The 20,208-nt window shown below is 37.5% G+C and carries 24 protein-coding genes and 5 pseudogenes; 22 read left to right on the top strand and 7 right to left on the bottom strand.

Annotation, left to right across the window (positions count from 1 at the left end; translation table 11 throughout):
- Nucleotides 1-133 precede the first annotated feature (133 nt).
- Together Q3W56_RS11885 and Q3W56_RS11880 are read left to right on the top strand one after the other, a co-directional pair.
- Complete coding sequence (locus Q3W56_RS11885; RefSeq protein ID WP_302895597.1) at nucleotides 134-1,261, top strand: Rap family tetratricopeptide repeat protein; 1,128 nt, start codon at nucleotides 134-136, stop codon at nucleotides 1,259-1,261.
- 381 nt (nucleotides 1,262-1,642) lie between these two features.
- Nucleotides 1,643-1,785, top strand: a pseudogene (locus Q3W56_RS11880) (hypothetical protein); the annotation flags it as partial.
- A 90-nt stretch (nucleotides 1,786-1,875) separates the two neighbouring features.
- On the opposite strand, the gene Q3W56_RS11875 reads toward Q3W56_RS11880, so the two are convergent.
- The 3 genes from Q3W56_RS11875 to Q3W56_RS11865 form a co-directional block, all read right to left on the bottom strand.
- Nucleotides 1,876-2,919, bottom strand: a complete 1,044-nt coding sequence (locus Q3W56_RS11875) for a nitronate monooxygenase (RefSeq protein WP_302895596.1) — start codon at nucleotides 2,917-2,919, stop codon at nucleotides 1,876-1,878.
- Between the two features lie 443 nt (nucleotides 2,920-3,362).
- Nucleotides 3,363-4,622 (bottom strand): cytochrome P450 family protein, encoded by a 1,260-nt coding sequence (locus Q3W56_RS11870; RefSeq protein WP_302895595.1) that lies wholly within the window; start codon nucleotides 4,620-4,622, stop codon nucleotides 3,363-3,365.
- A 127-nt stretch (nucleotides 4,623-4,749) separates the two neighbouring features.
- Nucleotides 4,750-6,210: a DHA2 family efflux MFS transporter permease subunit gene (locus Q3W56_RS11865; RefSeq protein WP_302895594.1), complete on the bottom strand. Its 1,461-nt coding sequence runs from the start codon at nucleotides 6,208-6,210 to the stop codon at nucleotides 4,750-4,752.
- Between the two features lie 229 nt (nucleotides 6,211-6,439).
- On the opposite strand from Q3W56_RS11865, the gene Q3W56_RS11860 reads away from it, so the two are divergent.
- Nucleotides 6,440-7,036 (top strand): TetR/AcrR family transcriptional regulator, encoded by a 597-nt coding sequence (locus Q3W56_RS11860; RefSeq protein ID WP_302895593.1) that lies wholly within the window; start codon nucleotides 6,440-6,442, stop codon nucleotides 7,034-7,036.
- 202 nt (nucleotides 7,037-7,238) lie between these two features.
- Here Q3W56_RS11860 and Q3W56_RS11855 read toward each other — a convergent pair whose 3' ends face one another.
- The gene (locus Q3W56_RS11855; protein WP_368045774.1) at nucleotides 7,239-7,514 is read right to left on the bottom strand and encodes a hypothetical protein; all 276 of its coding nucleotides are present in this window, start codon (nucleotides 7,512-7,514) and stop codon (nucleotides 7,239-7,241) included.
- A 214-nt stretch (nucleotides 7,515-7,728) separates the two neighbouring features.
- Between Q3W56_RS11855 and Q3W56_RS21185 the strand changes: the two are divergent.
- A pseudogene (locus tag Q3W56_RS21185) lies at nucleotides 7,729-7,830 on the top strand (recombinase family protein); the annotation flags it as partial.
- A gap of 139 nt (nucleotides 7,831-7,969) precedes the next feature.
- Here Q3W56_RS21185 and Q3W56_RS11845 read toward each other — a convergent pair.
- Both Q3W56_RS11845 and Q3W56_RS11840 read right to left on the bottom strand, forming a co-directional pair.
- Nucleotides 7,970-8,368: pseudogene (locus tag Q3W56_RS11845) on the bottom strand (sigma-70 family RNA polymerase sigma factor); the annotation flags it as partial.
- Nucleotides 8,368-8,886 carry an ImmA/IrrE family metallo-endopeptidase gene (locus tag Q3W56_RS11840; RefSeq protein ID WP_095432931.1) on the bottom strand — a complete coding sequence of 173 codons (519 nt, stop codon included), beginning with the start codon at nucleotides 8,884-8,886 and terminating at the stop codon, nucleotides 8,368-8,370. The pseudogene Q3W56_RS11845 and the gene Q3W56_RS11840, both read right to left, overlap by 1 nt.
- 366 nt (nucleotides 8,887-9,252) lie before the next feature.
- Here Q3W56_RS11840 and Q3W56_RS11835 point away from each other — a divergent pair, with 366 nt between their 5' ends.
- From Q3W56_RS11835 to Q3W56_RS21030, 3 genes and pseudogenes are all read left to right on the top strand, one after another.
- Nucleotides 9,253-9,819, top strand: coding sequence for a cysteine dioxygenase family protein (locus Q3W56_RS11835; protein ID WP_302895591.1), 567 nt, complete (start codon nucleotides 9,253-9,255; stop codon nucleotides 9,817-9,819).
- Between the two features lie 12 nt (nucleotides 9,820-9,831).
- Nucleotides 9,832-9,942: pseudogene (locus Q3W56_RS11830) on the top strand (transcriptional regulator); the annotation flags it as partial.
- Nucleotides 9,943-9,980: 38 nt separating this feature from the next.
- Nucleotides 9,981-10,307, top strand: a pseudogene (locus Q3W56_RS21030) (transposase family protein); the annotation flags it as partial.
- A 350-nt stretch (nucleotides 10,308-10,657) separates the two neighbouring features.
- On the opposite strand, the gene sknR reads toward Q3W56_RS21030, so the two are convergent.
- Nucleotides 10,658-11,008, bottom strand: coding sequence for a transcriptional regulator SknR (gene sknR / locus Q3W56_RS11820; RefSeq protein ID WP_172850896.1), 351 nt, complete (start codon nucleotides 11,006-11,008; stop codon nucleotides 10,658-10,660).
- 176 nt (nucleotides 11,009-11,184) lie between these two features.
- Here sknR and Q3W56_RS11815 point away from each other — a divergent pair, with 176 nt between their 5' ends.
- From Q3W56_RS11815 to Q3W56_RS11745, 15 genes are all read left to right on the top strand, one after another.
- Entirely contained in the window at nucleotides 11,185-11,415 is a 231-nt protein-coding gene (locus tag Q3W56_RS11815) for a helix-turn-helix transcriptional regulator (protein WP_302895633.1), read from the top strand.
- 35 nt (nucleotides 11,416-11,450) lie between these two features.
- On the top strand, nucleotides 11,451-11,591 hold the full coding sequence (locus tag Q3W56_RS11810) for a hypothetical protein (RefSeq protein WP_003229902.1): 141 nt from the start codon (nucleotides 11,451-11,453) through the stop codon (nucleotides 11,589-11,591).
- 73 nt (nucleotides 11,592-11,664) lie between these two features.
- Nucleotides 11,665-12,234 carry a helix-turn-helix domain-containing protein gene (locus tag Q3W56_RS11805; RefSeq protein WP_015714341.1) on the top strand — a complete coding sequence of 190 codons (570 nt, stop codon included), beginning with the start codon at nucleotides 11,665-11,667 and terminating at the stop codon, nucleotides 12,232-12,234.
- Nucleotides 12,231-12,488 (top strand): YqaH family protein, encoded by a 258-nt coding sequence (locus Q3W56_RS11800; protein ID WP_302895589.1) that lies wholly within the window; start codon nucleotides 12,231-12,233, stop codon nucleotides 12,486-12,488. Before Q3W56_RS11805 ends, Q3W56_RS11800 begins: the two co-directional genes overlap by 4 nt.
- Entirely contained in the window at nucleotides 12,485-12,658 is a 174-nt protein-coding gene (locus Q3W56_RS11795) for a hypothetical protein (RefSeq protein ID WP_142393729.1), read from the top strand. The genes Q3W56_RS11800 and Q3W56_RS11795 overlap by 4 nt, the downstream gene beginning before the upstream one ends.
- Nucleotides 12,618-12,812, top strand: a complete 195-nt coding sequence (locus Q3W56_RS11790) for a YqaI family protein (RefSeq protein ID WP_103750532.1) — start codon at nucleotides 12,618-12,620, stop codon at nucleotides 12,810-12,812. The genes Q3W56_RS11795 and Q3W56_RS11790 overlap by 41 nt, the downstream gene beginning before the upstream one ends.
- Before the next feature lie 105 nt (nucleotides 12,813-12,917).
- Nucleotides 12,918-13,877: a YqaJ viral recombinase family nuclease gene (locus Q3W56_RS11785; protein WP_302895588.1), complete on the top strand. Its 960-nt coding sequence runs from the start codon at nucleotides 12,918-12,920 to the stop codon at nucleotides 13,875-13,877.
- Nucleotides 13,878-13,879: 2 nt separating this feature from the next.
- Nucleotides 13,880-14,734, top strand: a complete 855-nt coding sequence (locus tag Q3W56_RS11780) for a recombinase RecT (protein ID WP_302895587.1) — start codon at nucleotides 13,880-13,882, stop codon at nucleotides 14,732-14,734.
- A 76-nt stretch (nucleotides 14,735-14,810) separates the two neighbouring features.
- Nucleotides 14,811-15,488, top strand: coding sequence for a DnaD domain-containing protein (locus tag Q3W56_RS11775; RefSeq protein WP_152614408.1), 678 nt, complete (start codon nucleotides 14,811-14,813; stop codon nucleotides 15,486-15,488).
- Nucleotides 15,370-16,311: an ATP-binding protein gene (locus Q3W56_RS11770; protein ID WP_302895586.1), complete on the top strand. Its 942-nt coding sequence runs from the start codon at nucleotides 15,370-15,372 to the stop codon at nucleotides 16,309-16,311. Before Q3W56_RS11775 ends, Q3W56_RS11770 begins: the two co-directional genes overlap by 119 nt.
- Entirely contained in the window at nucleotides 16,302-16,451 is a 150-nt protein-coding gene (locus Q3W56_RS11765; RefSeq protein ID WP_072175918.1) for a hypothetical protein, read from the top strand. The genes Q3W56_RS11770 and Q3W56_RS11765 overlap by 10 nt, the downstream gene beginning before the upstream one ends.
- A 95-nt stretch (nucleotides 16,452-16,546) precedes the next feature.
- Nucleotides 16,547-16,975, top strand: a complete 429-nt coding sequence (locus tag Q3W56_RS11760; protein WP_088679335.1) for a RusA family crossover junction endodeoxyribonuclease — start codon at nucleotides 16,547-16,549, stop codon at nucleotides 16,973-16,975.
- Between the two features lie 81 nt (nucleotides 16,976-17,056).
- The gene (locus Q3W56_RS11755) at nucleotides 17,057-17,263 is read left to right on the top strand and encodes an XtrA/YqaO family protein (RefSeq protein ID WP_003229912.1); all 207 of its coding nucleotides are present in this window, start codon (nucleotides 17,057-17,059) and stop codon (nucleotides 17,261-17,263) included.
- 131 nt (nucleotides 17,264-17,394) lie between these two features.
- Nucleotides 17,395-19,476 (top strand): RHS repeat domain-containing protein, encoded by a 2,082-nt coding sequence (locus Q3W56_RS11750; protein WP_095252417.1) that lies wholly within the window; start codon nucleotides 17,395-17,397, stop codon nucleotides 19,474-19,476.
- A 9-nt stretch (nucleotides 19,477-19,485) separates the two neighbouring features.
- Complete coding sequence (locus Q3W56_RS11745; RefSeq protein WP_095252416.1) at nucleotides 19,486-20,109, top strand: hypothetical protein; 624 nt, start codon at nucleotides 19,486-19,488, stop codon at nucleotides 20,107-20,109.
- Nucleotides 20,110-20,208: the final 99 nt, after the last annotated feature.

The following is a 20,208-nucleotide window of genomic DNA, read 5'->3' as shown; positions in this document are numbered from 1 at the left end:
GCCCTCAAACGTTTTCGAAGCCGGGCGTACACATATAAACAAATCGAAGAAAAAGTTTGCGGTATTTTTGCGGTCCAAACACTTTTTGGAAATGTTAGAATATTACAAAAAAAGACGTAAAAGGAGGGGTCCTGTGAATCCGGTTTTATCATCGTCAGAAGTTGGCGTAAAAATCAATGAATGGTATAAAATGATACGTCAATTTAGTGTCCCGGATGCAGAGATTTTAAAGGCAGAGGTGGAGCAAGAGATCCAACGGATGGAGGAAGATGAGTATTTACTCATATACTTCTCCCTAATGAAATTCCGTCATCAGCTCATGTTGGATTACTTAGAACCAGTTACAACACGAATCAGGCCAACTATTGATGAATTGCTTGAAAAAATAGAGGTATCAAATAAAGGCATATCTGGTCTTTTGTCGTATTATTCTCTGTTTTTCAGAGGGATGTACGAGTTTGATAAGAAGCAATACATGAAAGCTATCTACTATTATAGAGAAGCCGAAAAGCAGCTTATACATGTCCCTGATGAGATCGAAAGGGCAGAGTTTCATTTTAAGTTAGCTGAAGCATATTATGGTATGAAGCAAAGTCATGTGTCTATGCATCATGTTAAACAAGCATTGGATATTTATAATCAATATGAACTTTATAAGGTGCGGAAAGTTCAATGTATGTTTGTTATCTCAGGGAATTATACTGATTTTAAACGTTACGAAAAAAGTCAGCCGCATCTTGAAAAGGCATTAGAAATATCTAGGGAATTGAATAACAAAAGGTTGATTAGTTCTGCGTTATATAATTTAGGCACTAATTTTGCTGACTGTGGTGATTACGAGCAGGCGGAAGTATACATAAAGCAAGCTGTGGAGATAACAGAAAAAGAGAAGCTCACAAACTTGCCACATTCTTTATTTTCTTATGCAAAAATCCTTTTTAAACAAGGGAAAATGAATGAGGCTATCCAAGTAAGTAAGAAAGGTTTGTCAGCAGCTCTTTATCAAGGTGATGAGCTTTTCGCAAAATTACAGGGTTATTTAAAAGCTCTTTACGTCGATGCGGTGGATCAACATGGAGTTAATCAAACCATAGAATACTTAGAGAAGAATAAGAACTATTCTTATGTTGAAGACATTGCCTGTGAGACCGCAGCTGCTTATGCAAATTCAAAAGAATTTGAAACATCCTATGTATATCATCAGAAAATGGTTGAAACTCAAACACAAATTCAAAGGGGAGAATGCCTGTATGACTTTTAAAAAGAGGTTAAGCATTATCCTGGGTTTGTCATTTGTTTTAGTATGTGGTTTCGGTACCGACTTTACAGAGAACCAAACTCAAAACACATTTCATATTGCTTCAGATCGTTTTCAAACTTGATAATATTACATTAAACCTCCTTCATAAATGGAGGTTTTTTTATTTGATATCAACATTAAACAATGGAATCCAATGCGATATAATTAGTATCCCCTTTTAAATCCTTGAGGCTTGAGGCATAACCTTATTTTTGGGGGAGAGAAAAAGGCAATAGGGCACCGATAATTAAATTTTCGGTAGACCGCAATAACTTTTTGTTCTCCAAGGCAAATCCTGAATTAGATGTGGAGAGCTCATTAAAAAACTCACTTCGGAGATAAGGTGAATATTTAATTATTGTGAAGGCGATTGACTCTGCAGGAAATTGTCAGCCTTAACTTTAAGACGCAACCAAGTTTCTAGGGCAATGATCTTTGTTCAAAATTCTTTGAATGAGGAAAATCCACATCCTAATTATGTTTAGAGTGAGAAATTACGAAGAAAAAAGCAAACTACATATCGAAGTTTGCTTTTTTGCTATACTTTGTTAATTGATATCAATAATAAGATGCACCTATATTTTTATATCCTCATGGAAAAGCTTATGTAAAAGCTGCTTAACCGAAATTTCCTCAGTCAATGATCGTATTCCTTGCCCTGCCCACAAAGACATCTGATCATGGTTATTTTGAAGTGAAGCCTGCTGTCTCATTGCCTTCGTTAGTGTATTTTGATAAGGATACGGAAGGGCTTGTGTCTCAAGCGGTGCTTTTTCTTCCATCCATTTATTTGCGATTCCTCTGGCCTCTTTACCTGAAAATAATGTCGTAAGCTTTGTATCTGCTTCGTTTGCTTCTAGTATTTTCTGTTTATGCACTGGATAGGCGTTGCTTTCGTGACAAATTAAAAAGGCAGATCCGATTTGTACTCCTTGGGCTCCAAGGGTTAAAGCTGCTTTTACTCCTCTATGGTCTATTATTCCCCCAGCTGCTATGACTGGTACGCTCAGTGCATCTGCTGCTTGTGGAATCAAAGCCATTAAACCCACGGCAGACTCACCTTTGGAAGGCAAAAAAGCTCCGCGATGTCCACCGGCTTCACTTCCTTGTAGGACTACTATATCCATTCCCCGTTCTTCCATTAACAAAGCTTCTTCTACTGTTGAAGCGGTCCCAATTAAACAGCAACCAGAAGTTTTTAGCTCCTTTACAGCGTCTTCCGGCGGCAGATCAAAAGTGAAGGAGCAAGCCTTTACCTTGTATCTTAAAATCATATCAATTTTTTGATAGAAGTCATCCCACTCTTCTTGCACAGATGTAAATTGATTTACTTGGTTAGCTAACGGTATGTTTTCTTTCCACTTTTTAACTTGATCTTCTGGCGGCATTTCTAGACCTAGCGGAACAAACACATTAATTTGAAAAGGAGCATCTGTCAGCTCAAACATCTCTTTAATTTGTTGTTCTAGTTGTTCTGGTGTAAGATACCCCGATGCTAAGCTACCGAGAGCACCCTCATTCGAAACAGCAGAAGCCAGTCGCGGCTTTGTAATACCGCCAGCCATTGGAGCTTGAATAATCGGTTTTGTTAAGGAAAACATCTTCATAAATTCATTCATACCGAATCCCCCTTGTTAAGACATGACTGTTGAAAAAAGTGTCATTAACTATTTTACAAAGACTCGTATTCGCTTAAATATACAATTTTCCTTTTTTTAACTAATGTTCTTCTGGAAATGATCCCTAATATTCATTAGTAATACAGGTCACACAGTAAAAAACCTTGTTGCCAAGGGGAGTAAATTATCTGAAGTGGCTGCTGCTCTGGATTATTTAAGAAATCATTTTTCTGATGAAATAAAGATAGATGGACTAACTAAAAAAGTAAACCTTAGGGGGACTGACCCCATAAGATGAGACAAATAAAAAACACCTTCAAGTTTGAAAAAAACAGGGGTCAGTCCCAAATATAGTATGTTTTTATTTGATCTTATATATTAAGTTCTCTTTTAACTCGGATATTCATGTAATTAGAACAAGCCTCTGGCATCTTGTGCAATTCTTAGAAAGACACTGGCAAGGAGGTTAGTCCTTGTGAACTAAGCATAAAATGCCAATCGACATCTTCCCGAGGGATGCTAAGCCTGAGATTTGGCATGCGTTTTAAAAGAGTTGTAAACGCAACGTCGCCTTCTACACGTGCTAAAGGTGCTCCCAAACACATATGAATGCCGTGGCCAAAGGCGAGATGACGTTTCATTGTGCGTGTAATATCAAGTTCTTCAGGATCTGCAAACTGTAACTCATCCCGGTTTGCAGATTTTAATACAGGGATTACCACATCACCTTTTTTGATCTGCTGGCCAGCGAGCTCGATATCTTCAGTGGCAAAACGCGGTCCTGCAATTGTGGCAGGGCCATCAAAGCGCAGCAGTTCTTCTACAGCTGCGGGCACCAAATGAAGGTCCGCTTTTAGCTTCTTTAGTTGTTCCGGGTGATCGAGTAACATCAGAGAGCCAGTCGCAATTAAATTAGAGGTTGTCTCATGACCTGCAAAAATCAATAGCGAAATTAAGGAGAGCAGTTCTTCTTCACTGAGACGGTCACCTTCCTCTTCAATGGCAATCAATTGGCTAATTAAGTCATCTGCAGGCTGCTGACGTTTGTCGGCTACAAGCTTTGCGATGTATTCCCCAAAGGCGCGTATCTGCTCTGCCACTCCCGGGTCTTGCCTCCCCAGTCCCAGGCCATGTGCAATAGCAGCAGACCAACTACGAATTTTTCCTTGGTCTGTTTTCGGAACACCAAGCATGTCAGAAATGACATTAATCGGCAGGGGATAGGCATAGTCTTTGACAAGGTCCATTTCTCCTTTATGTTGGACTTGGTCAAGTAATTCGTCAGCAATCTTTTGTACACGAGGACGCAGGCTTTCCATATATTTAGGTGTAAAAGCTTTGGATACTAATCTGCGTAACCGCCGATGATCAGGATCATCAACAGAATTTAAAGATTTTCTAGTCAAGAAGGTAGGAGGGGCAGATGAATCAGCCTGGGCTTTCCACATGTTGCTGGTACCGTCGATAGAGCTCTCATCCACAGTAAAGCGGGCATGATCTTTTAGCACTTGCATGGCTTCATCTATACGCGTAACCATCCAAGCTTGGCGTTTTGTCTCGCCCATTGGAAACGTGACAGGAATAACGGCGCCCATGTTGCGCATCTTTGTAAATATATGAAACTGATTTTCTTCACTTCTACCGCTAAATACGTCCAATATGTTTTGCTCAGGTAAGATGTTCTCTGAATTTGAATGATTCATCATAGCATTCCTTTCCCATGTGTTTATTAGCAAAGCTTCTGCTGACTCAATTACAAAATAAGAAATCTTTAGATAACGTTATATACTATATAATGACCTCCTTATTTCAAACTTCAGTTCTTTCCTTCTACATTTCAGCTGTTTTTCTTACAGTCATGTCTCCAGAAGCTTTTTTAGCACGTTTGATAAAGAAGGAAAGGACTAAGCTAATGATTCCAATGATCAGAATGATAAGGTATGCGTCATTTACCCCTTTGATCGTAGCTTCCATCATCATATGCTTGGATGTTTCACCAGCCTCATCCTGAAGAAAATTCTTTGTGCTGTTTGTCATAACAGTTACAAGTAATGCAGTTCCGATTGCACCGGCTACTTGTCTAATCGTGTTTGAGATCGCCGTGGCATGTGCATACAATCCCGATGGCAATTGGTTTAAGCCTTCAGTCTGAATAGGCATAATCACCATTGCCACTCCAATTCGGCGCAATGTTGACATTAGGATGAGATACGTATAGCTGGTTGAATCCGTTAAATTAATAAAACTTATCGTTGATAGGATGATAATCGTTATACCGCAGATGATAAGCCATTTTGCTCCAAACCGATCAAAAAGCTTTCCAACTGCTGGACTTAGCAAGCCCATTAGAAGTGCGCCCGGAAACATCAGGATTCCAGACTCCAGTGCCGTAAACCCGCGAGCATTTTGAAGGTACAGGGGAAGAATCATCATATCTGCATACAACATCATGGTAATACCTAAATTTATAACGGTGGTCAAGGTAAACATTTTGTATGTAAATGCTCGGAGATCCAGCAGTGGATTTTGAGAGGTGAGCTGTCTCCACGTGAATAGGGTAAGGGCGATAATTCCTGCAAAGATGGAAACCATCACTTCTGTACTTGACCAGCCATTGTTACCAGCATCACTAAATCCGTATATTAAAGCGCCAAATGCAATAGTGGAAAGAATCACACTTAGCAAGTCAACATGAGAACGGACAGTTTCGGATACGTTTTTCAGATAAATAAATCCACAGATGATAACAATAGCTGTAAAAGGGATCATGCCGTAAAACATAGCCTGCCAAGGAAATGTCTCCAGAACATAACCGGCAAGAGTCGGTCCGATTGCTGGCGCAAAGATAATGGCTAATCCTACCATACCCATTGCAGACCCTCTTTTCTCTGGAGGAAAGAGGGATAGCACAACATTCGTGAGTAAAGGCATAATAATTCCAGCGCCGGCTGCTTGAATTAACCGTCCGGTTAACAGTACAGCAAAATTGGGTGCCATTGCAGAAGCAATTGTTCCAACAAGAAAAATAATCATAGAGCTCTGGAATAATTGGCGAGTTGTAAAACGTTTCATTAAAAAAGCTGTAATAGGAATCAAAACCCCATTTACTAACATATAACCTGTTGTGAGCCATTGAGCAGTTGAAGCATTAATATGAAAATCATTCATTAATTTCGGAATGGCAACGCTCATAATCGTTTGATTAAAGGTAGCAAGGAAAGCGCCTATTATCATCACAAACATAATAGGTCCTTTTTTGATAGAGTCGTTGATGGCAATACTCTTACTCAAAATTATTCATCCTTTCAAATCCATCATAGAACTAATTTACACAATGTTGTATAATTAACAGTGTATAAATGAAATTATACGGACAATGTAAAGAGTACACAAGCTACAAATATCCATGAAGTGTAAAATAATTTACATATATTAGTTTTGTGTTGGTTACTTTAGAGAAATACGACATATCTCTTTAAAATGTAGCTTTGCGACTCAGGAAGAAAGGAAACAAGATATCATGGAAAAGAAAAAGTCTCAAACAGATCCCCGCGTCATGCGTACACGGCAATTAATCAAGAATGCGTTTGTTGAATTACTTGAGGAAATGGACCTCCCAAAAATAACTGTCAATCGTTTGGCTGAGAGAGCAACGATTAATAGGGTTACTTTTTATCTTCATTATCGTGATATTCCAGATATGCTGGAAAAGATGGCTGATGATATGATTGAGGATATATCACTTCTTTTTAAGACACCATTGGATCATGTTCCAACAAATGAGTGGAGTTGGAGCATTCTGGAACATTTACTTGAGCATATAGCTGAACAAAAAACATTTTATAAGAGTATTCTAGCTTCTAGGAAAGTGCCTATTTTTAGAGAACGGCTATCGATGTTTATGAAAGATGTATTAGTTTCCAGGTTAGAAAGAAGTGAGAAAGAACCTCACATGATAACCAGCGTGGTAAAAAAAGACATTTTTGTTTGGTATGAATCCTCAGCTTTAATAGGGACAATTATTTCATGGCTTCAAAACGACATACCATATACTCCATCATTTTTAGCTGAGCAATTTTCTCTCCTTCATTATAGAGGGATTCATGATAAGGTTTAAATTGTTAAGTTTGCTTAATCTATATGGATACAAATTTAATGACTATTTATCCATAAATTCGTGAAAACATATAGAAATGGAAAATGGAGATGAATATATCTAAATAAAAATCCCAGCTTCATCTTTACAATAGAGAAGCTGGGTTTATTATTTCAGGTAGTTTTTAAAGTGTTAAAAATATTACATGCTTGTTGTTTTCAACTCAATTATTTAAAAAATTAGATTCTTTCTTCTTTCTAACTTTTAAAGTTAATAGCATTAATATGATTGAAATATAGAGTAATAAAAAGAATGCAAAATTATAAGAGTTTGTTATATCTTTTGCAGCCCCAACAAGTATAGGGACAGCGCCACTTATAATGTAACCACCGAATTGAATCATAGCAGTCCATTGACTAGCATCTCTTGGTGTAGTTGTTGCGTCTAAAGGAAGGATCATTGCTATTGGAAATAATCCTTCGGCACCAATCCCAGTCAAAATAGCACTACTAATGGGTGAAATACTTCCAGTTATTAACGTGATTATCCCGATAAAATAACATAAAGGACATAGAATAATCCAAGTTTTTCTATTTGAACTATTATTAATTAAAATAGGGATGTTGAAGCTAAAAATCATCTGTATGATTGAAAAAACAGTAGCAGTTGGTGCTGGCTATGTGTCACTAAAACCTGCTTCTTGTACTTTTGCTGAGCTTTTAGAACGTCCGGCTTTGAATCGCTTGAGGGAGGATGAAAGCAAGGGAGTTAAAAGTCAAGTCATTTGTTACGATCCTGACCGTCTTTCTAGGAAGTAGATTGTTGAGCCAGTGTTATGCGCATTATGGCAGCAAGCTGAAAAACATACTCATCACTTTTCTTTCTCATATAGTCTACCTATATAAAGGTATATAATAGAGAAAAGCCGGAATGTCAGATCCGGCCTCTTCCACATCATTTCCCCTTTGCTTTCTTCCGCTTTTCCTTTTCCGCCCGGTAGAACTCATGGAACATTTTCATCAGCGCCCGTTTCTCAATCCGCGATACATAGCTGCGCGAGATACCAAGCTCTTTGGCAATCTCACGCTGTGTTTTTTCCTTCTTCAAATCAAGCCCAAACCGCCCGACGATCACTTCTTTCTCACGGTCATCTAAGATATCAATGTATTGCTTCACTTTTTCAAGCTCCATATTGAGCTGGATTGTGTCAATCACGTCTTCATTTTCTGATTTCAGTACATCAATCAGGCTTATTTCATTCCCTTCTTTATCCTGCCCGATCGGATCATGAAGGGAGACGTCTTTTTTTGTTTTTTTCAGTGCGCGCAGATGCATGAGGATTTCATTATTAATTACAAAAGGGGGGTGCACAGATTTCCCGTAACTGTTTGATTAAGTAAATGTTGAGTCAGCTTCCTGTAATAAATGCTCAAACGTTTCTTCGCAAACGAAGGGGATACCTTAAATAACCAAGCTATATTTTCAATTGCATGTGATTGTATGTACGAAAGATTAATATTACGCAACATGAAAGTTGGAATGCAAAAGTGATATGTAAAATAATTGGACTGCCACTCTAAATAATCTGTCCAAGTTGCAGGCATTGTTTTTTTATCACCTTCATGTCTATATATATGGCAAAATTCATGAGCGAAATCATACCATTGTTCAGTTCGGCTTTTTCGGCTGTCCAAGCATATATTATAAATCCCGCTGTGTTTAAGTGCGAAGCTTGTAACAGGTTTAAACGAAAGCCGGATATCTAAAGCCTCGGCAATCCGTTCAAAATTAATTTGTTCAGGCTCTGTAATATCAATCTTCCTGTATAAGTTTTCAATCCAATCCTCTAAATGACTGTTTGTATACCTCAAGATGAAAAACCTCCTTAAAGAAGACAATCTAAAAATTGGATTCGTTAAATATTATAGGGAAAACTAAGACTTTTTTCATAGGAAAATGCATCTAAGATAAGGGTGGTGTTTCTTGAAGAGCTGCTAAGTAATTAATGACAATAATTGATAATGAAAAGTGTTTAAACAGAAGGTTAATAATCAATCTCCTATCTTAATTGTTGAAGACCAGAAGCACATCTTTATATATACGAAAAGTACTTTTTCGAATAAAATCTATTACCTCTAATTGGATAATGAGGGGAATTAATCCTTGAAACTCAGCGTGAAACTCATATACAATACAGGGGTAGGGTATGTTAAATTTTGTTTAGGTGGTGTTTGTTAATGACAAATCCTGAAATTGAGTCTTTTATTAAGGATGTGAATCGAATTGTTCATGACGGCGGGACTGAAGAGGTTTTGACTGGCAAGATTGCGGAGAGAATGAGAAATCTGTTAAAGGCCGATAATATTCTCCCTTCACAGTATCTGCAACCGAACCCAAAATACGCTCTGTATCCGTTGTATATTGCTGACGATGAGAGTTTTTCTATCGCGGTTGCGGTTTGGGATGTTGGGCAATCCACTCCTGTCCATGATCATGGAACGTGGGGCGTAATTGGAGTAGTGCAAGGAACAGAACACGAAATACAATATGCATCGCCTTCTAATAAGCATGAGGAACTGATAGCATGTAATGACCGTTATATTCTGCAAGGGGAGGTTGTCGTCTGTTGCTCCACTGACCAAGACCTTCACAAAGTGGAGTGTGCCTCCAATGATCCGTGTGTAGGAATTCATGTGTACGGCGGCAATATTGGAAAAATAGAGCGTCATATCTACGATACACATACGGGGAAAAAACGGGTAGCGGTTAGTCACTGGGTTCCTGTACCAGCTTCCCGACAGTAAGTCGCATCTTTACGAGAATTAATGGAGAATTTTAAAAAGTGGGCAAAATCGAATGGTGTATTTGATAATTCTACTATTTTAGGCATACCACAAGATAACCCAGAGATTACTCCTAAAGAGCAGTAACGAAGCAGGAACATTCCCTACAAAGGATGAACATCATGAGAGGCCTACTATGTATTTCAGATCTAATTGCCATTGAATTACCACAAGAAAATGACACAGATATGATGTTTAAAGTTGAAGCAGTCGATCCACCTGAACGTTGTCCTGAATGTGGTTTTGACAAGTTGTACAAACACAGTTCAAGAAAGAAACTAATTATTGATTTGCCCATTCGTTGAAAGCGAGTGGGCTTACAATTGAACCGCAGACGATACAAGTGTCGTGAATGCGGATCTACCTTCTGGGAACTCCTAATATCCGTTGGTGAAAAACGTAGTATAACCAAAAGGCTTTTAAAATCCATTTAAGAGCAATCCATGTCTTAGACTTTTGTAGAGGTCGCAGAAAGCGTTGGCGTTGACGAGAAAACCGTATTTTTTCACATACACCTTGCAAGGTTTTTAACAAGAAGCCCCCTTTTCCCGTTTAGATACTCTGCAATTTTCCTCACAATAAACGCTCAATTTTTTTACATGAGAATATAAAAGAAACATAAATGAAAATATAAATGAGAAAAACAACAAAAACCCTTGTTATGTAAGGGTTTCTAAAGGGTTCAAAAATCACTTTATAAATGAGGATTTGATCGAGATATAAATGAGAATCTAAATCTTATTAGTAAACAGAATTAAACATAATAAACAGAAATAAATAATAATAAAACTAACTGCGTTTATTTATCCGATTTCCGTCTTTCCTTTAATTGCTCCGTTATAATCTCCAAAGCAGCCTGTAAGATTTCATCAGTTATTTCTCCGTCTTTTGCTGCAAGGAACGTTTCAGGATCGTTTAACACTTTTTTTGCTTCATCCTGAAATTCTTTTTCATTGCTTTCTCCTTTAAGAAGATAATCCAAAGAAACATCAAGTATGTTTGAAATATTAATTAAGGTTTTATAGTCAGGCTCACGACTACCTAGTTCATAGGCGGTGTAGGCAGGCCGAGTGATTCCAAGTTTATCAGCCATATTTTGTTGGGTTAGTTTCTTTTGTTTTCTGCACTTTTTCAAGTTTTCGGAGAACATTTTAATCACCTGACTTTTATTTTTATTCTATCTCTCATTGTAACGTAACAAAGAGTTACATATAAGTTTTGGTAACAAAACGATACTTTTTTATATAAAATGTGTTGACAATGTAACGAATCGATACTATTATCTAAGTAACGAAACGTTACATTTTCTGATTAAGGGGGTGAAACCTGATGAGAAAATGGCTTAAGAAAAACCGCTTAGAAAAAGGGTTTACTCAAGAAGAAGTTGCCAAAGCTGCACAGATTGGTAGAGCATACTACACCATGATAGAAAATGGTACTAGGAAGCCTAGTGTTATTGTCTCAAAAAAAATAGGAGAGAAATTAGGATTTGATTGGACTATTTTTTTTGATGATGTATGTAACGAAATGAAACATAATTCTAAGGATTCAGCATGATTGGAATTTGAATTTACAAAGGAGGCCTTTTAATTATGAAAGTCATCTTGAAAAAAGGACCACTGTTTGAACAGGCAGAGGCCAAAGCTTACAAATACCTCAGTGGCATACTTGTTCAGCGAATGAATGAACACCAAGAGAAGCTTGCGCAAAAAAATAAAAAGGAATCAGCCTAAGTCATTTATAAACAGCATGGTCTTTTAACTTCAATTTTAAAACTGAAAATCCAATATATCAGGAGGCAAACATATGGAGAACAACCCATACAACATGAGGAATTTACCGCAGATTATGCGTAGTGCCCGTAAGGCTGCAGGTCTTTCCCAATACCAAATCGGCAAGTTAATCGGAGGTAAAGATCAAAGGTATGTTTCAGATGTTGAAAATGGACTTGCTAAGCTCACTCCAGAGTTATGTATCAAGTGGTTTGAGAAGTGCGATGCCTATGAACATATTGATCTTGTACATTACTTATTCAAACTTCATCCTACAGCCGCTGCTCCTATTGATCCGGCACTTAATGAATGTGCAAGTAATGCGGTGATTAATATGGTTCACCAATTGGAGGAAGCACTGCAAGCAACCAAACATTTAGCCCGTTGGCTCACGGATAACCGACCAGGTAAAACAGAGGAGCTGCCTATGGCTGATATTAAACAGATTTTTGATTTGATTGCGGCTAACAAAACATTGATTTATTCACTTGTTCGTACTCACGGGTTGAAAATGCAGGAACTTGCAGATAGATGGACGCGGAAAGCTCTAGTTGATCAAGTTGCTATGGCAAAACAAGAAGGAAGGCAGGCGGTTTCAGTATGAATACTAATCATTTCTTGAAGGCAGATGTTCCTATCGCAAAAAGAAAAATCGAATCAGCAGAAGAGCTATCAATCATGTTGTCAGAGGCATTACGTGAGGGTGATTATGAAGAAGCGATTAGTCTCGCTGGAAGCATCAAGGTTCTTACTGAGGATATTAGCCGGCTGGCAAACAAAGGACAGCTTTATGAAACAGCATTGAAAATGCAACAGCGAGGCATCAACTTAACAGTAGTGAGCAGGTGTATAGGATGATGGTTCATTTTGTTCATAAGCCGGCAACTGCTCTAGAAGTTCGTAAATGGTGTGCGATGATTCGTAACAATAGTGAATTCTATCTGTTATGGGATAGACGTGCAGACAAATTCAGAGAGGAGAATATGAATGGTCGAAAACCCAATGGTCATAAACAACTGGCACGATAAGCTGACTGAAAAGGATGTGCAAATAGATTTTTACGGTGATGAAGTAACACCAGTTGATGATTATGTAATTGATGGCGGAGAAATCATTCTCAGAGAGAACTTGGAAAGATATCTAAGGGAGCAACTTGGTTTTGAATTTAAAAATGAGCAATAAAAAAGCCCACTCGGCAAAGTGGACTTCTTTAAAGGCTATCTAAAAAAACTCATGTGCAAATATTTTATCAGATAGCCTCAATAAAAACAATGGGGGTTAGGTGGTATGACAAGCAAACGGGCTGAGGTTCTTGCTAAGACTTCGGAAATGAGCCGTGATGAATGGCTTATTGAAAGGAGAAAAGGAATTGGCGGCTCAGATGCATCCGTTATCTTGGGATTAAACAAGTGGAAGACACCTTTCGAATTATGGTTAGACAAAACAGGACAGGTCCCTGTAAGTGAATCGCAAAGTGAAGCTGCTTACTTTGGATCGTTGCTTGAAGACATTGTTGCAAAAGAATTTGAGATACGTAGTGGCAAGAAGGTTAGACGTAAAAAAGCAATACTCAGACATCCAGAACATGATTTCATTTTGGCTAATGTTGACCGAATGATTGTTGGTGAAAAAGCGATCCTTGAATGTAAAACAACATCAGCCTACAACTTAAAAGAATGGAAAGACGAAGAAATCCCCGAGAGCTATATCGTTCAGGTCCAGCATTATCTGGGTGTACTTGGACCTGAATATCAGAAAGCTTACTTTGCTGTGCTGATCGGCGGGAACAAATTTGTCTGGAAAGAGATTGAGAGAGACGATGAGTTAATTGACATGATCTTTGAAGCAGAGATTGAGTTCTGGAATGACAGGGTCTTAGGTGGACAAGCTCCTGTTTTAGATGGTTCAAGTGCTGCGGAGGAATACCTCAAAAAACGATATGCCGAAACGGAAAATAACAAAGCTATTGATTTAACTGCGGCTAATCGAGAACGTATTCAACAATACTTACTTATTAAAGAACAGATCTCAGAGCTTCAAAGTCAGGCAAAAGAATTAGAGAACCAAATCAAACATGAAATGAAGGATGCAGAGTATGGGTTTATCGGTAACTATCAAGCTTGCTGGAAGCCTGTTGTCTCAAATCGAGTTGACACGAAAAAGCTCAAAGACCAGTTTCCGGATGTATACGAGAAAGTTAAAAAGGAAACTCATTTCAGACGTTTTGGAATCAAGGAGGTTAGCTGATTATGGCTACTAATCAATCAATTAAAAACAACATCCAAAAGAAACAAAAAAACGTACCTGTGCAACAACAAGGAGCAACCATGAAAGGGCTACTTTCCTCACCATCTGTTATTAAACGATTTGAGGAAGTGTTAGGGAAGAGGGCTACACAGTTTACTGCTTCTATCTTAAGCCTTTATAACAGCGAGCAGATGCTACAGAAAACAGATTCTATGAGCGTTATTTCATCTGCAATGGTGGCAGCTACACTCGATTTACCTATAGATAAAAACTTAGGGTATGCCTGGATTGTTCCTTATGGAGGAAAGGCACAATTCCAGCTTGGATACAAAGGATATATACAGCTTGCCTTGCGAACAGGCCAATATAAGTCCATCAATTGCATACCGATTCATGAAGGCGAATTGCAGAAGTGGAATCCGCTGACTGAGGAGATCGAGATTGATTTTGAAAAACGAGAATCAGACGCGGTAATTGGTTATGCAGCTTATTTTGAGTTGATAAATGGCTTCCGAAAAACAGTGTACTGGACAAAGGCACAAGTGGAGAAACACAAAACGAAATTCAGTAAATCTGATTTTGGATGGAAAAATGACTGGGATGCGATGGCTCTTAAGACTGTATTAAAAGCAGTTTTGAGCAGGTGGGGGATTCTCTCTGTTGAAATGCAAAAAGCAGTTATTGAGGAAGATGAAACAAGGGAACGGATTGACATTACCAATGAAGCAGGCAGTTCAGAAATTATTGATTCCGAGCCTTCAAACAAAGACGAACCGGAAAAAACAAGCGAACAAGAAGCTGATCCTTTTGACGGTACGCCTGTAGATATAAAAGACGATGAACTTCCGTTTGATTGAGGTCGGCATCTGTGACATACCTGCACTCTGTGAAAGGAAGTAGGTGGTTGACTTGGACATAAAAGCAATGGGGTATGTGGTCATACCCCGACTACCATTCAAAGAGTTTAGGGATGAAAAAATCTATGATCACTTGTTCAAAAGAGCTGAATACAGGCCAAATCAAGAGCTAGAACTTGGGCAGACCATTATCACAGTTGTAGAACTTGCAAAAGATTTTAACTGGTCAGCTTCACAGATCAAATACTCACTAGATCGAATGGAGAAACAGGGATATATCAAATTGGACCGTCTTCCACAGAAAAGAGGGTTCATCGTCACTATACTTCATTATGCAGACTATATACAGTTAGGAAATTACATGAAGAAAAAAGTTCTGGAACCAACTGAGATAGCACATCAGGAGGTCGATGACAAAATGAAAAATGCCTTTGAGCTATATGAAAACAAAGTTGCTCGGTCAGTCGGCCCGATGGAGGCACAGCGGATCGGCTACATGGTTGACGATTATGGTGAAGAAAAAGTGATGGAGGCTATCAAGACAGCGTTTCAATTAAAGGGGAAAGCAGCTAGTTTGTCATACGTTCAAGCCATTTTATCAAATCCATTCACTCAAAAGAGAAAGGAGAAACAATATGGCTATAAACAAAGCAGTCAGTATAGACACCGCATTTCAAACGATCATGCAGGAACTTCGGGAAAAGTCAGCCCGCTTTTTGGGAACAAAACAGGCCGCATCCGAAGAAAAGGCTGAATTTAATTGTCCTTATTGTAAGGATCGTGGAATTGTCGTTTATCGGGTACATAAGGACACTCCTTGGCATTTGGATGATCAGTTAGACCTTATGGTTCCAGACGATATGGTAACGGAAGATGATTTTCTGTTAGGTAAGATTTGCACGCCGGACAAAGCTAGTGAATGGAAAGATACTTATTCAAAACAGTGTGAATGTGTGAGACGAAAGAAAATTGCCAGACTCATGGCAGCTAGTGGCATTACAGAAGAATTTGAAAAGCTTCTCTTTGGTAACTTCATTACAGACGGTAAGCCAGACATGATCAAAGATGCTTATGAATGTGCAGTGGAATACTATAAAGATTTTCAAAAAATCAAAGGAGAACGGCAAAACAGTATCGCATTACTTGGACAGCCAGGTAGCGGTAAAACTCATTTGCTCACGGCGATAATGAATAATCTGATCAAGAAAAAATCAGTACACTGCATGTATTTCCCTTATGTAGAGGGCATGGGTGATTTGAAAGCTAACTTTGATAACTTAGAAGCGAAACTCGATGCCATGAGAAAGATCGAAGTTCTATTCATTGATGACTTATTTAAACCAATAAACGGTCATCCAAGGGCAACCGATTGGCAGGTTGAACAAATACAGTCAGTTTTAAATTATCGATATTTGAATCACAAGCCTTTGCTGATTTCTTCGGAGTTAACAATCGATGAGATTTTGGATATAGACGAGGCTCTTGGTTCACGAATTCACCAGATGTGCCGTGATTACATAGTGATTATTAAAGGCGATCGAATGCAATTAAATCATAGGTTAGGTGATTGGGAATGAAAAAGAAAACGAATATAAAAGCAGCTGATGGACTTTATATATTCGGACCTCTAAGTCCTACAGAAGGTAAAGATCTTACGCCAACTATCCGTTTACTTGAGGAAAAAATAAAGCAAATGGAGCGGATGCTGAGTGCTTAAAGCAGTCGTGTCTCTGCTGGCAGTTTTACTCTCCGCACCGAGAATAGAAAAAGAAATTCAGCTATGGGAACAGCTTGACGGGAGGTAAAGAACAGTTGGATTGCATTAAGTTCACTGTTTATGGTGAGCCAGTCGCACAAGGACGGCCGCGTGGATCAATACGAAATGGGAAGGTGCATATGCGAGATCCAGCAAAATCAAAGTATTTCAAACAGTATGTGGCATTGGTTGCGTCTCAGCATCGCCCAGAAACAATTATTACTGGTCCTGTCTCAATGGATGTCAAAGTGTACAGACCAATGCCAAAATCAGTTTCAAACTCATCAAAGAAGAAAGAAAAAGCTGAAAAGGGTCTTCTACGGCCGACTACAAAGCCCGACGTTGATAATTATGTAAAGGGTGTAAAAGACGCTCTGAACCATCTTATTTATAAAGATGATAGTCAGGTGGTTGACCTGAAAGTCAGCAAGTTTTATAGCGAAGAGCCGAGGGTGGAAGTCATGATAAAAGAGGTTTCTGCCTAAAAATAAAAAACACCGAAGCGCTTAGCCTCAGTGTTCTTGATATGAACTGGTACTTCTATCATAACATAGGGGGCGCTTTGAGTGTACAATCCTAGAGAAATAAACATCAAAAAAGACTTCACTATTCAGCAGAAAATTGACCCAGGAAAAGTTCAGATCATTGTTTTAGATGGGAATCAAGGTACAGCACATGTCTTAGATGCTCCTGAGCACGGTAAAACGGTGATTCAAACTGTAAAGGGCAGCTTTGCACGGGTTGACCATGAGATAGGGTTTAAAGTGAAATGATAGTTGAAATTTTTCATAAAGATGTTGTTTCAAGAGTGCGAGTGTCGAATTTTGTCGTTCGAAAAAAATGGAAAAATATTCAGAGATGTAATATAAATATATAGGTTGAATTACATAGAGGAGGAATTTTAGTGAGTAAAAAGACTCATTTCGCTTCAAAGTTAACACTCGTTGCTCTATCAACATCTATGTTTGTTACAGGAGTTGGAACATCTTATGCCAATGCAGAAGAATTAAACAAAAAGTTAGTAGAGACATATGACGATTCTGGAGCAAAGTTATATTATACCTATGATGATAAAGGAAATATTATTAAAGAAACAACAAAAGACAAAAATAATAAAGTTATTAATGAACTTACTTATGAGTATAATGATCAAAATCAAGTAGTTAAAATAATTGATTTTGATAAAAATGTTACGGAATATGCATATAACGAAGCCGGACAAGTTGTAAAAATTAAAAATCCAGAAAAGGATGAAATAAAATTTAACCTTGATGATGATGGAGAGGTCAGTTCCCTAAGTCTAAATAAAACTGATAAGTACACTGTGGAAAAATCTAATTACGTAGATAAGGAAGCCGGGGAAAAAGAAGATGATGGAACAGTAGTTGGTAGTGAATTAACTGATTATGCTGTCCAAAATAAGGAGCAGGGGCTAAATAAAGTCACTACTTTAGATGATTTATCAAGATTAAGAGAATTACATACTGATGATGGAGACATCTCCTGGGAGTATAATCAATTAGCTCTGAGTTCAATTAAAGTAAAGAATAAGTCTAATGATATTAATGAAAATCATAAATATGACGAGGAAAACAACTTAATTAGCATAGCATCAGAAGACAGTAAAACTGATATTGAATATAATGATCAAGGTCAGCCAATAAGTTATTCTTATAAGAATGGTCTAAGAGAGTCGCTTACTTATAACGAACAGGGAGTTATGACGGAGAAAACTGTTTTTGATAAAGCAGGAAATGTTTTAAGCAGCGATAAATATGAATATGATGAAAAAGGTAATATAGTTTCTGATACAACAAAAGATGATCAAATAGAATATAAGTATGATGATAATAATCAACTTTTACAAGAAACCTCTAAGGACCAAATCATTAAATATTCTTACGATGTAAAAGGGAACCGTATTAGTAAGGAAGTTACTGACAGGAAAACTGGTAAAGTAACATTAAACGGCTATACTTTTAATAAATTGAACCAATTTGAATCACAAGGAAGTTCATACAATGACAACGGTCAGTTGATTGAAAATGATACCTTTAAATTTACTTGGGATGAAGCAGGACGTCTTGTTGAAGTAACTAACAAAAAATCTGGCGAGAATATCAAATACAAATATGATGAGTATAGCAGAAGGATACAAAAGCAAGTAGGTGACGAAGTTACCAATTATGTGTATGATGACAGTAATAACAAAGTTATTTATGAAACTGATGCAAATCATAACATTACAAAGTATTATACATACTTGAAAAATGGAGAAGTTAATAGTGTCAAAGACTTCAGTGAAAATCAAACCTTTTATTATCACCATAATTTAAGAGGTGATGTGATTGAAATCACTGATGAAAAAGGGCAAGTAGTTGCAAACTATAAGTACGATTCATGGGGAAATATAACTGAACAAACTGGTTACTATGCTAAAGATAATGATATCAATTATGCTGGTTATAAATATGATAAAGAAACTGGATTATACTATCTAGAAAACCGGTACTATAACCCTTCTACTGCGGTCTTTTTATCAAGGGATGCCTGGTACGGTACAGAGGACCAGTTAGTCACACAGAATGGTTATAATTATGCAAATAACAACCCGTTAAGATACTATGATCCGACTGGTAATACACCAATTGCATTAGCAGCAGTTGCTATTCCAGGCGTAGGAGAAGTTGTAATAGGGGCAGCAGCAATTTATTTAGGCTATCTGGGTGTAAAATCTCTTTGGTCTCACCATAGATCAGTTTTAAGATTTGATATCCCAGGAAGATTGTTAGAAAGTGACTCCCGTGTAGATTTAGGAGCGTTTAATCAAAAGGTTAAAGGTAAAAAAGCTTATAAGAATCCAAAAACAGGTTGGACAATCGAAAAAGATAATGCCGGACATGGTGGACGTAAATGGAAACTGAAAGACAAAAGTGGGAAACGTGTCGCTTCACTTGACGGTAAAGGAAAAATTTTATCTAAATAGGTGGAAAAAATGAAATTAGAAACATCAAAACTATTAAGTGTTCTGTCTCAATATCAATTTTTTAATTGGGAAAATGAAGAAGAGAATCACCATCAACTTGTTATTGGTCTCCCAGAAGACATTGTTGAAATAAAAGACTTTTATGATTCATTTGGTTTTGAATCGGTTGATAATGAGTATTCTGATATTAAGATCTCTAAACAACAGTGGATAGATATTGAAAATAAATTTTTTCAATGGATTTCTCCTTATTTATCAACTTTCAACCAAACAATTGTTACTCCGTATTTGAGCAATGATTGGGAAGGAGAAATTGATTTAGAAGATATTGAGGAAGATGAACTAGCTCCTGTATATAAAGAATACAAGGAATTTTTATCATCTAATGATTTGTATGATGATATGGCGACCTTGGTTGAAATAAGTAGAGGTTATAAAATCGATGATTTAGGTGATTTTTCAACATTAGGTAAGATGGCTGCGAGAAATAATAAGTATCTATTTTTTGCTGATGGAGATAAGGTGTTTATGTTTACAGATTCACTAACTCTTAAAGTTTATTTTAAGGACCAAGAGGTTTTAGAGAAAGAAAAGAAAAAGATTGAAAGATTATTAAATCCTAAATTCTTATAAACAAACCAAAAGTCCAAGACGGAAAGCCTGCGGACACTAAACTTACAGTATTACACTGTTTGTTTGGTGTCCGTTTTTTATTTGGAAAAGGAGGATACT

The organism is Bacillus sp. C28GYM-DRY-1 (assembly GCF_030519405.1).
In the GTDB taxonomy this organism is placed as follows: domain Bacteria; phylum Bacillota; class Bacilli; order Bacillales; family Bacillaceae; genus Bacillus; species Bacillus spizizenii_A.
This window is presented reverse-complemented; position numbering and strand designations above follow the sequence as displayed.

Bases quoted from the DNA above. Each gene is read 5' to 3' on its own strand.
- Q3W56_RS11875 (WP_302895596.1), bottom strand. From the start codon at position 2,919: ATGAATGAATTTATGAAGATGTTTTCCTTAACAAAACCGATTATTCAA.
- Q3W56_RS11870 (WP_302895595.1), bottom strand. From the start codon at position 4,622: ATGAATCATTCAAATTCAGAGAACATCTTACCTGAGCAAAACATATTG.
- Q3W56_RS11860 (WP_302895593.1), top strand. From the start codon at position 6,440: ATGGAAAAGAAAAAGTCTCAAACAGATCCCCGCGTCATGCGTACACGG.
- Q3W56_RS11835 (WP_302895591.1), top strand. From the start codon at position 9,253: ATGACAAATCCTGAAATTGAGTCTTTTATTAAGGATGTGAATCGAATT.
- sknR (WP_172850896.1), bottom strand. From the start codon at position 11,008: ATGTTCTCCGAAAACTTGAAAAAGTGCAGAAAACAAAAGAAACTAACC.
- Q3W56_RS11810 (WP_003229902.1), top strand. From the start codon at position 11,451: ATGAAAGTCATCTTGAAAAAAGGACCACTGTTTGAACAGGCAGAGGCC.
- Q3W56_RS11805 (WP_015714341.1), top strand. From the start codon at position 11,665: ATGGAGAACAACCCATACAACATGAGGAATTTACCGCAGATTATGCGT.
- Q3W56_RS11800 (WP_302895589.1), top strand. From the start codon at position 12,231: ATGAATACTAATCATTTCTTGAAGGCAGATGTTCCTATCGCAAAAAGA.
- Q3W56_RS11795 (WP_142393729.1), top strand. From the start codon at position 12,485: ATGATGGTTCATTTTGTTCATAAGCCGGCAACTGCTCTAGAAGTTCGT.
- Q3W56_RS11790 (WP_103750532.1), top strand. From the start codon at position 12,618: ATGGTCGAAAACCCAATGGTCATAAACAACTGGCACGATAAGCTGACT.
- Q3W56_RS11785 (WP_302895588.1), top strand. From the start codon at position 12,918: ATGACAAGCAAACGGGCTGAGGTTCTTGCTAAGACTTCGGAAATGAGC.
- Q3W56_RS11780 (WP_302895587.1), top strand. From the start codon at position 13,880: ATGGCTACTAATCAATCAATTAAAAACAACATCCAAAAGAAACAAAAA.
- Q3W56_RS11770 (WP_302895586.1), top strand. From the start codon at position 15,370: ATGGCTATAAACAAAGCAGTCAGTATAGACACCGCATTTCAAACGATC.
- Q3W56_RS11745 (WP_095252416.1), top strand. From the start codon at position 19,486: ATGAAATTAGAAACATCAAAACTATTAAGTGTTCTGTCTCAATATCAA.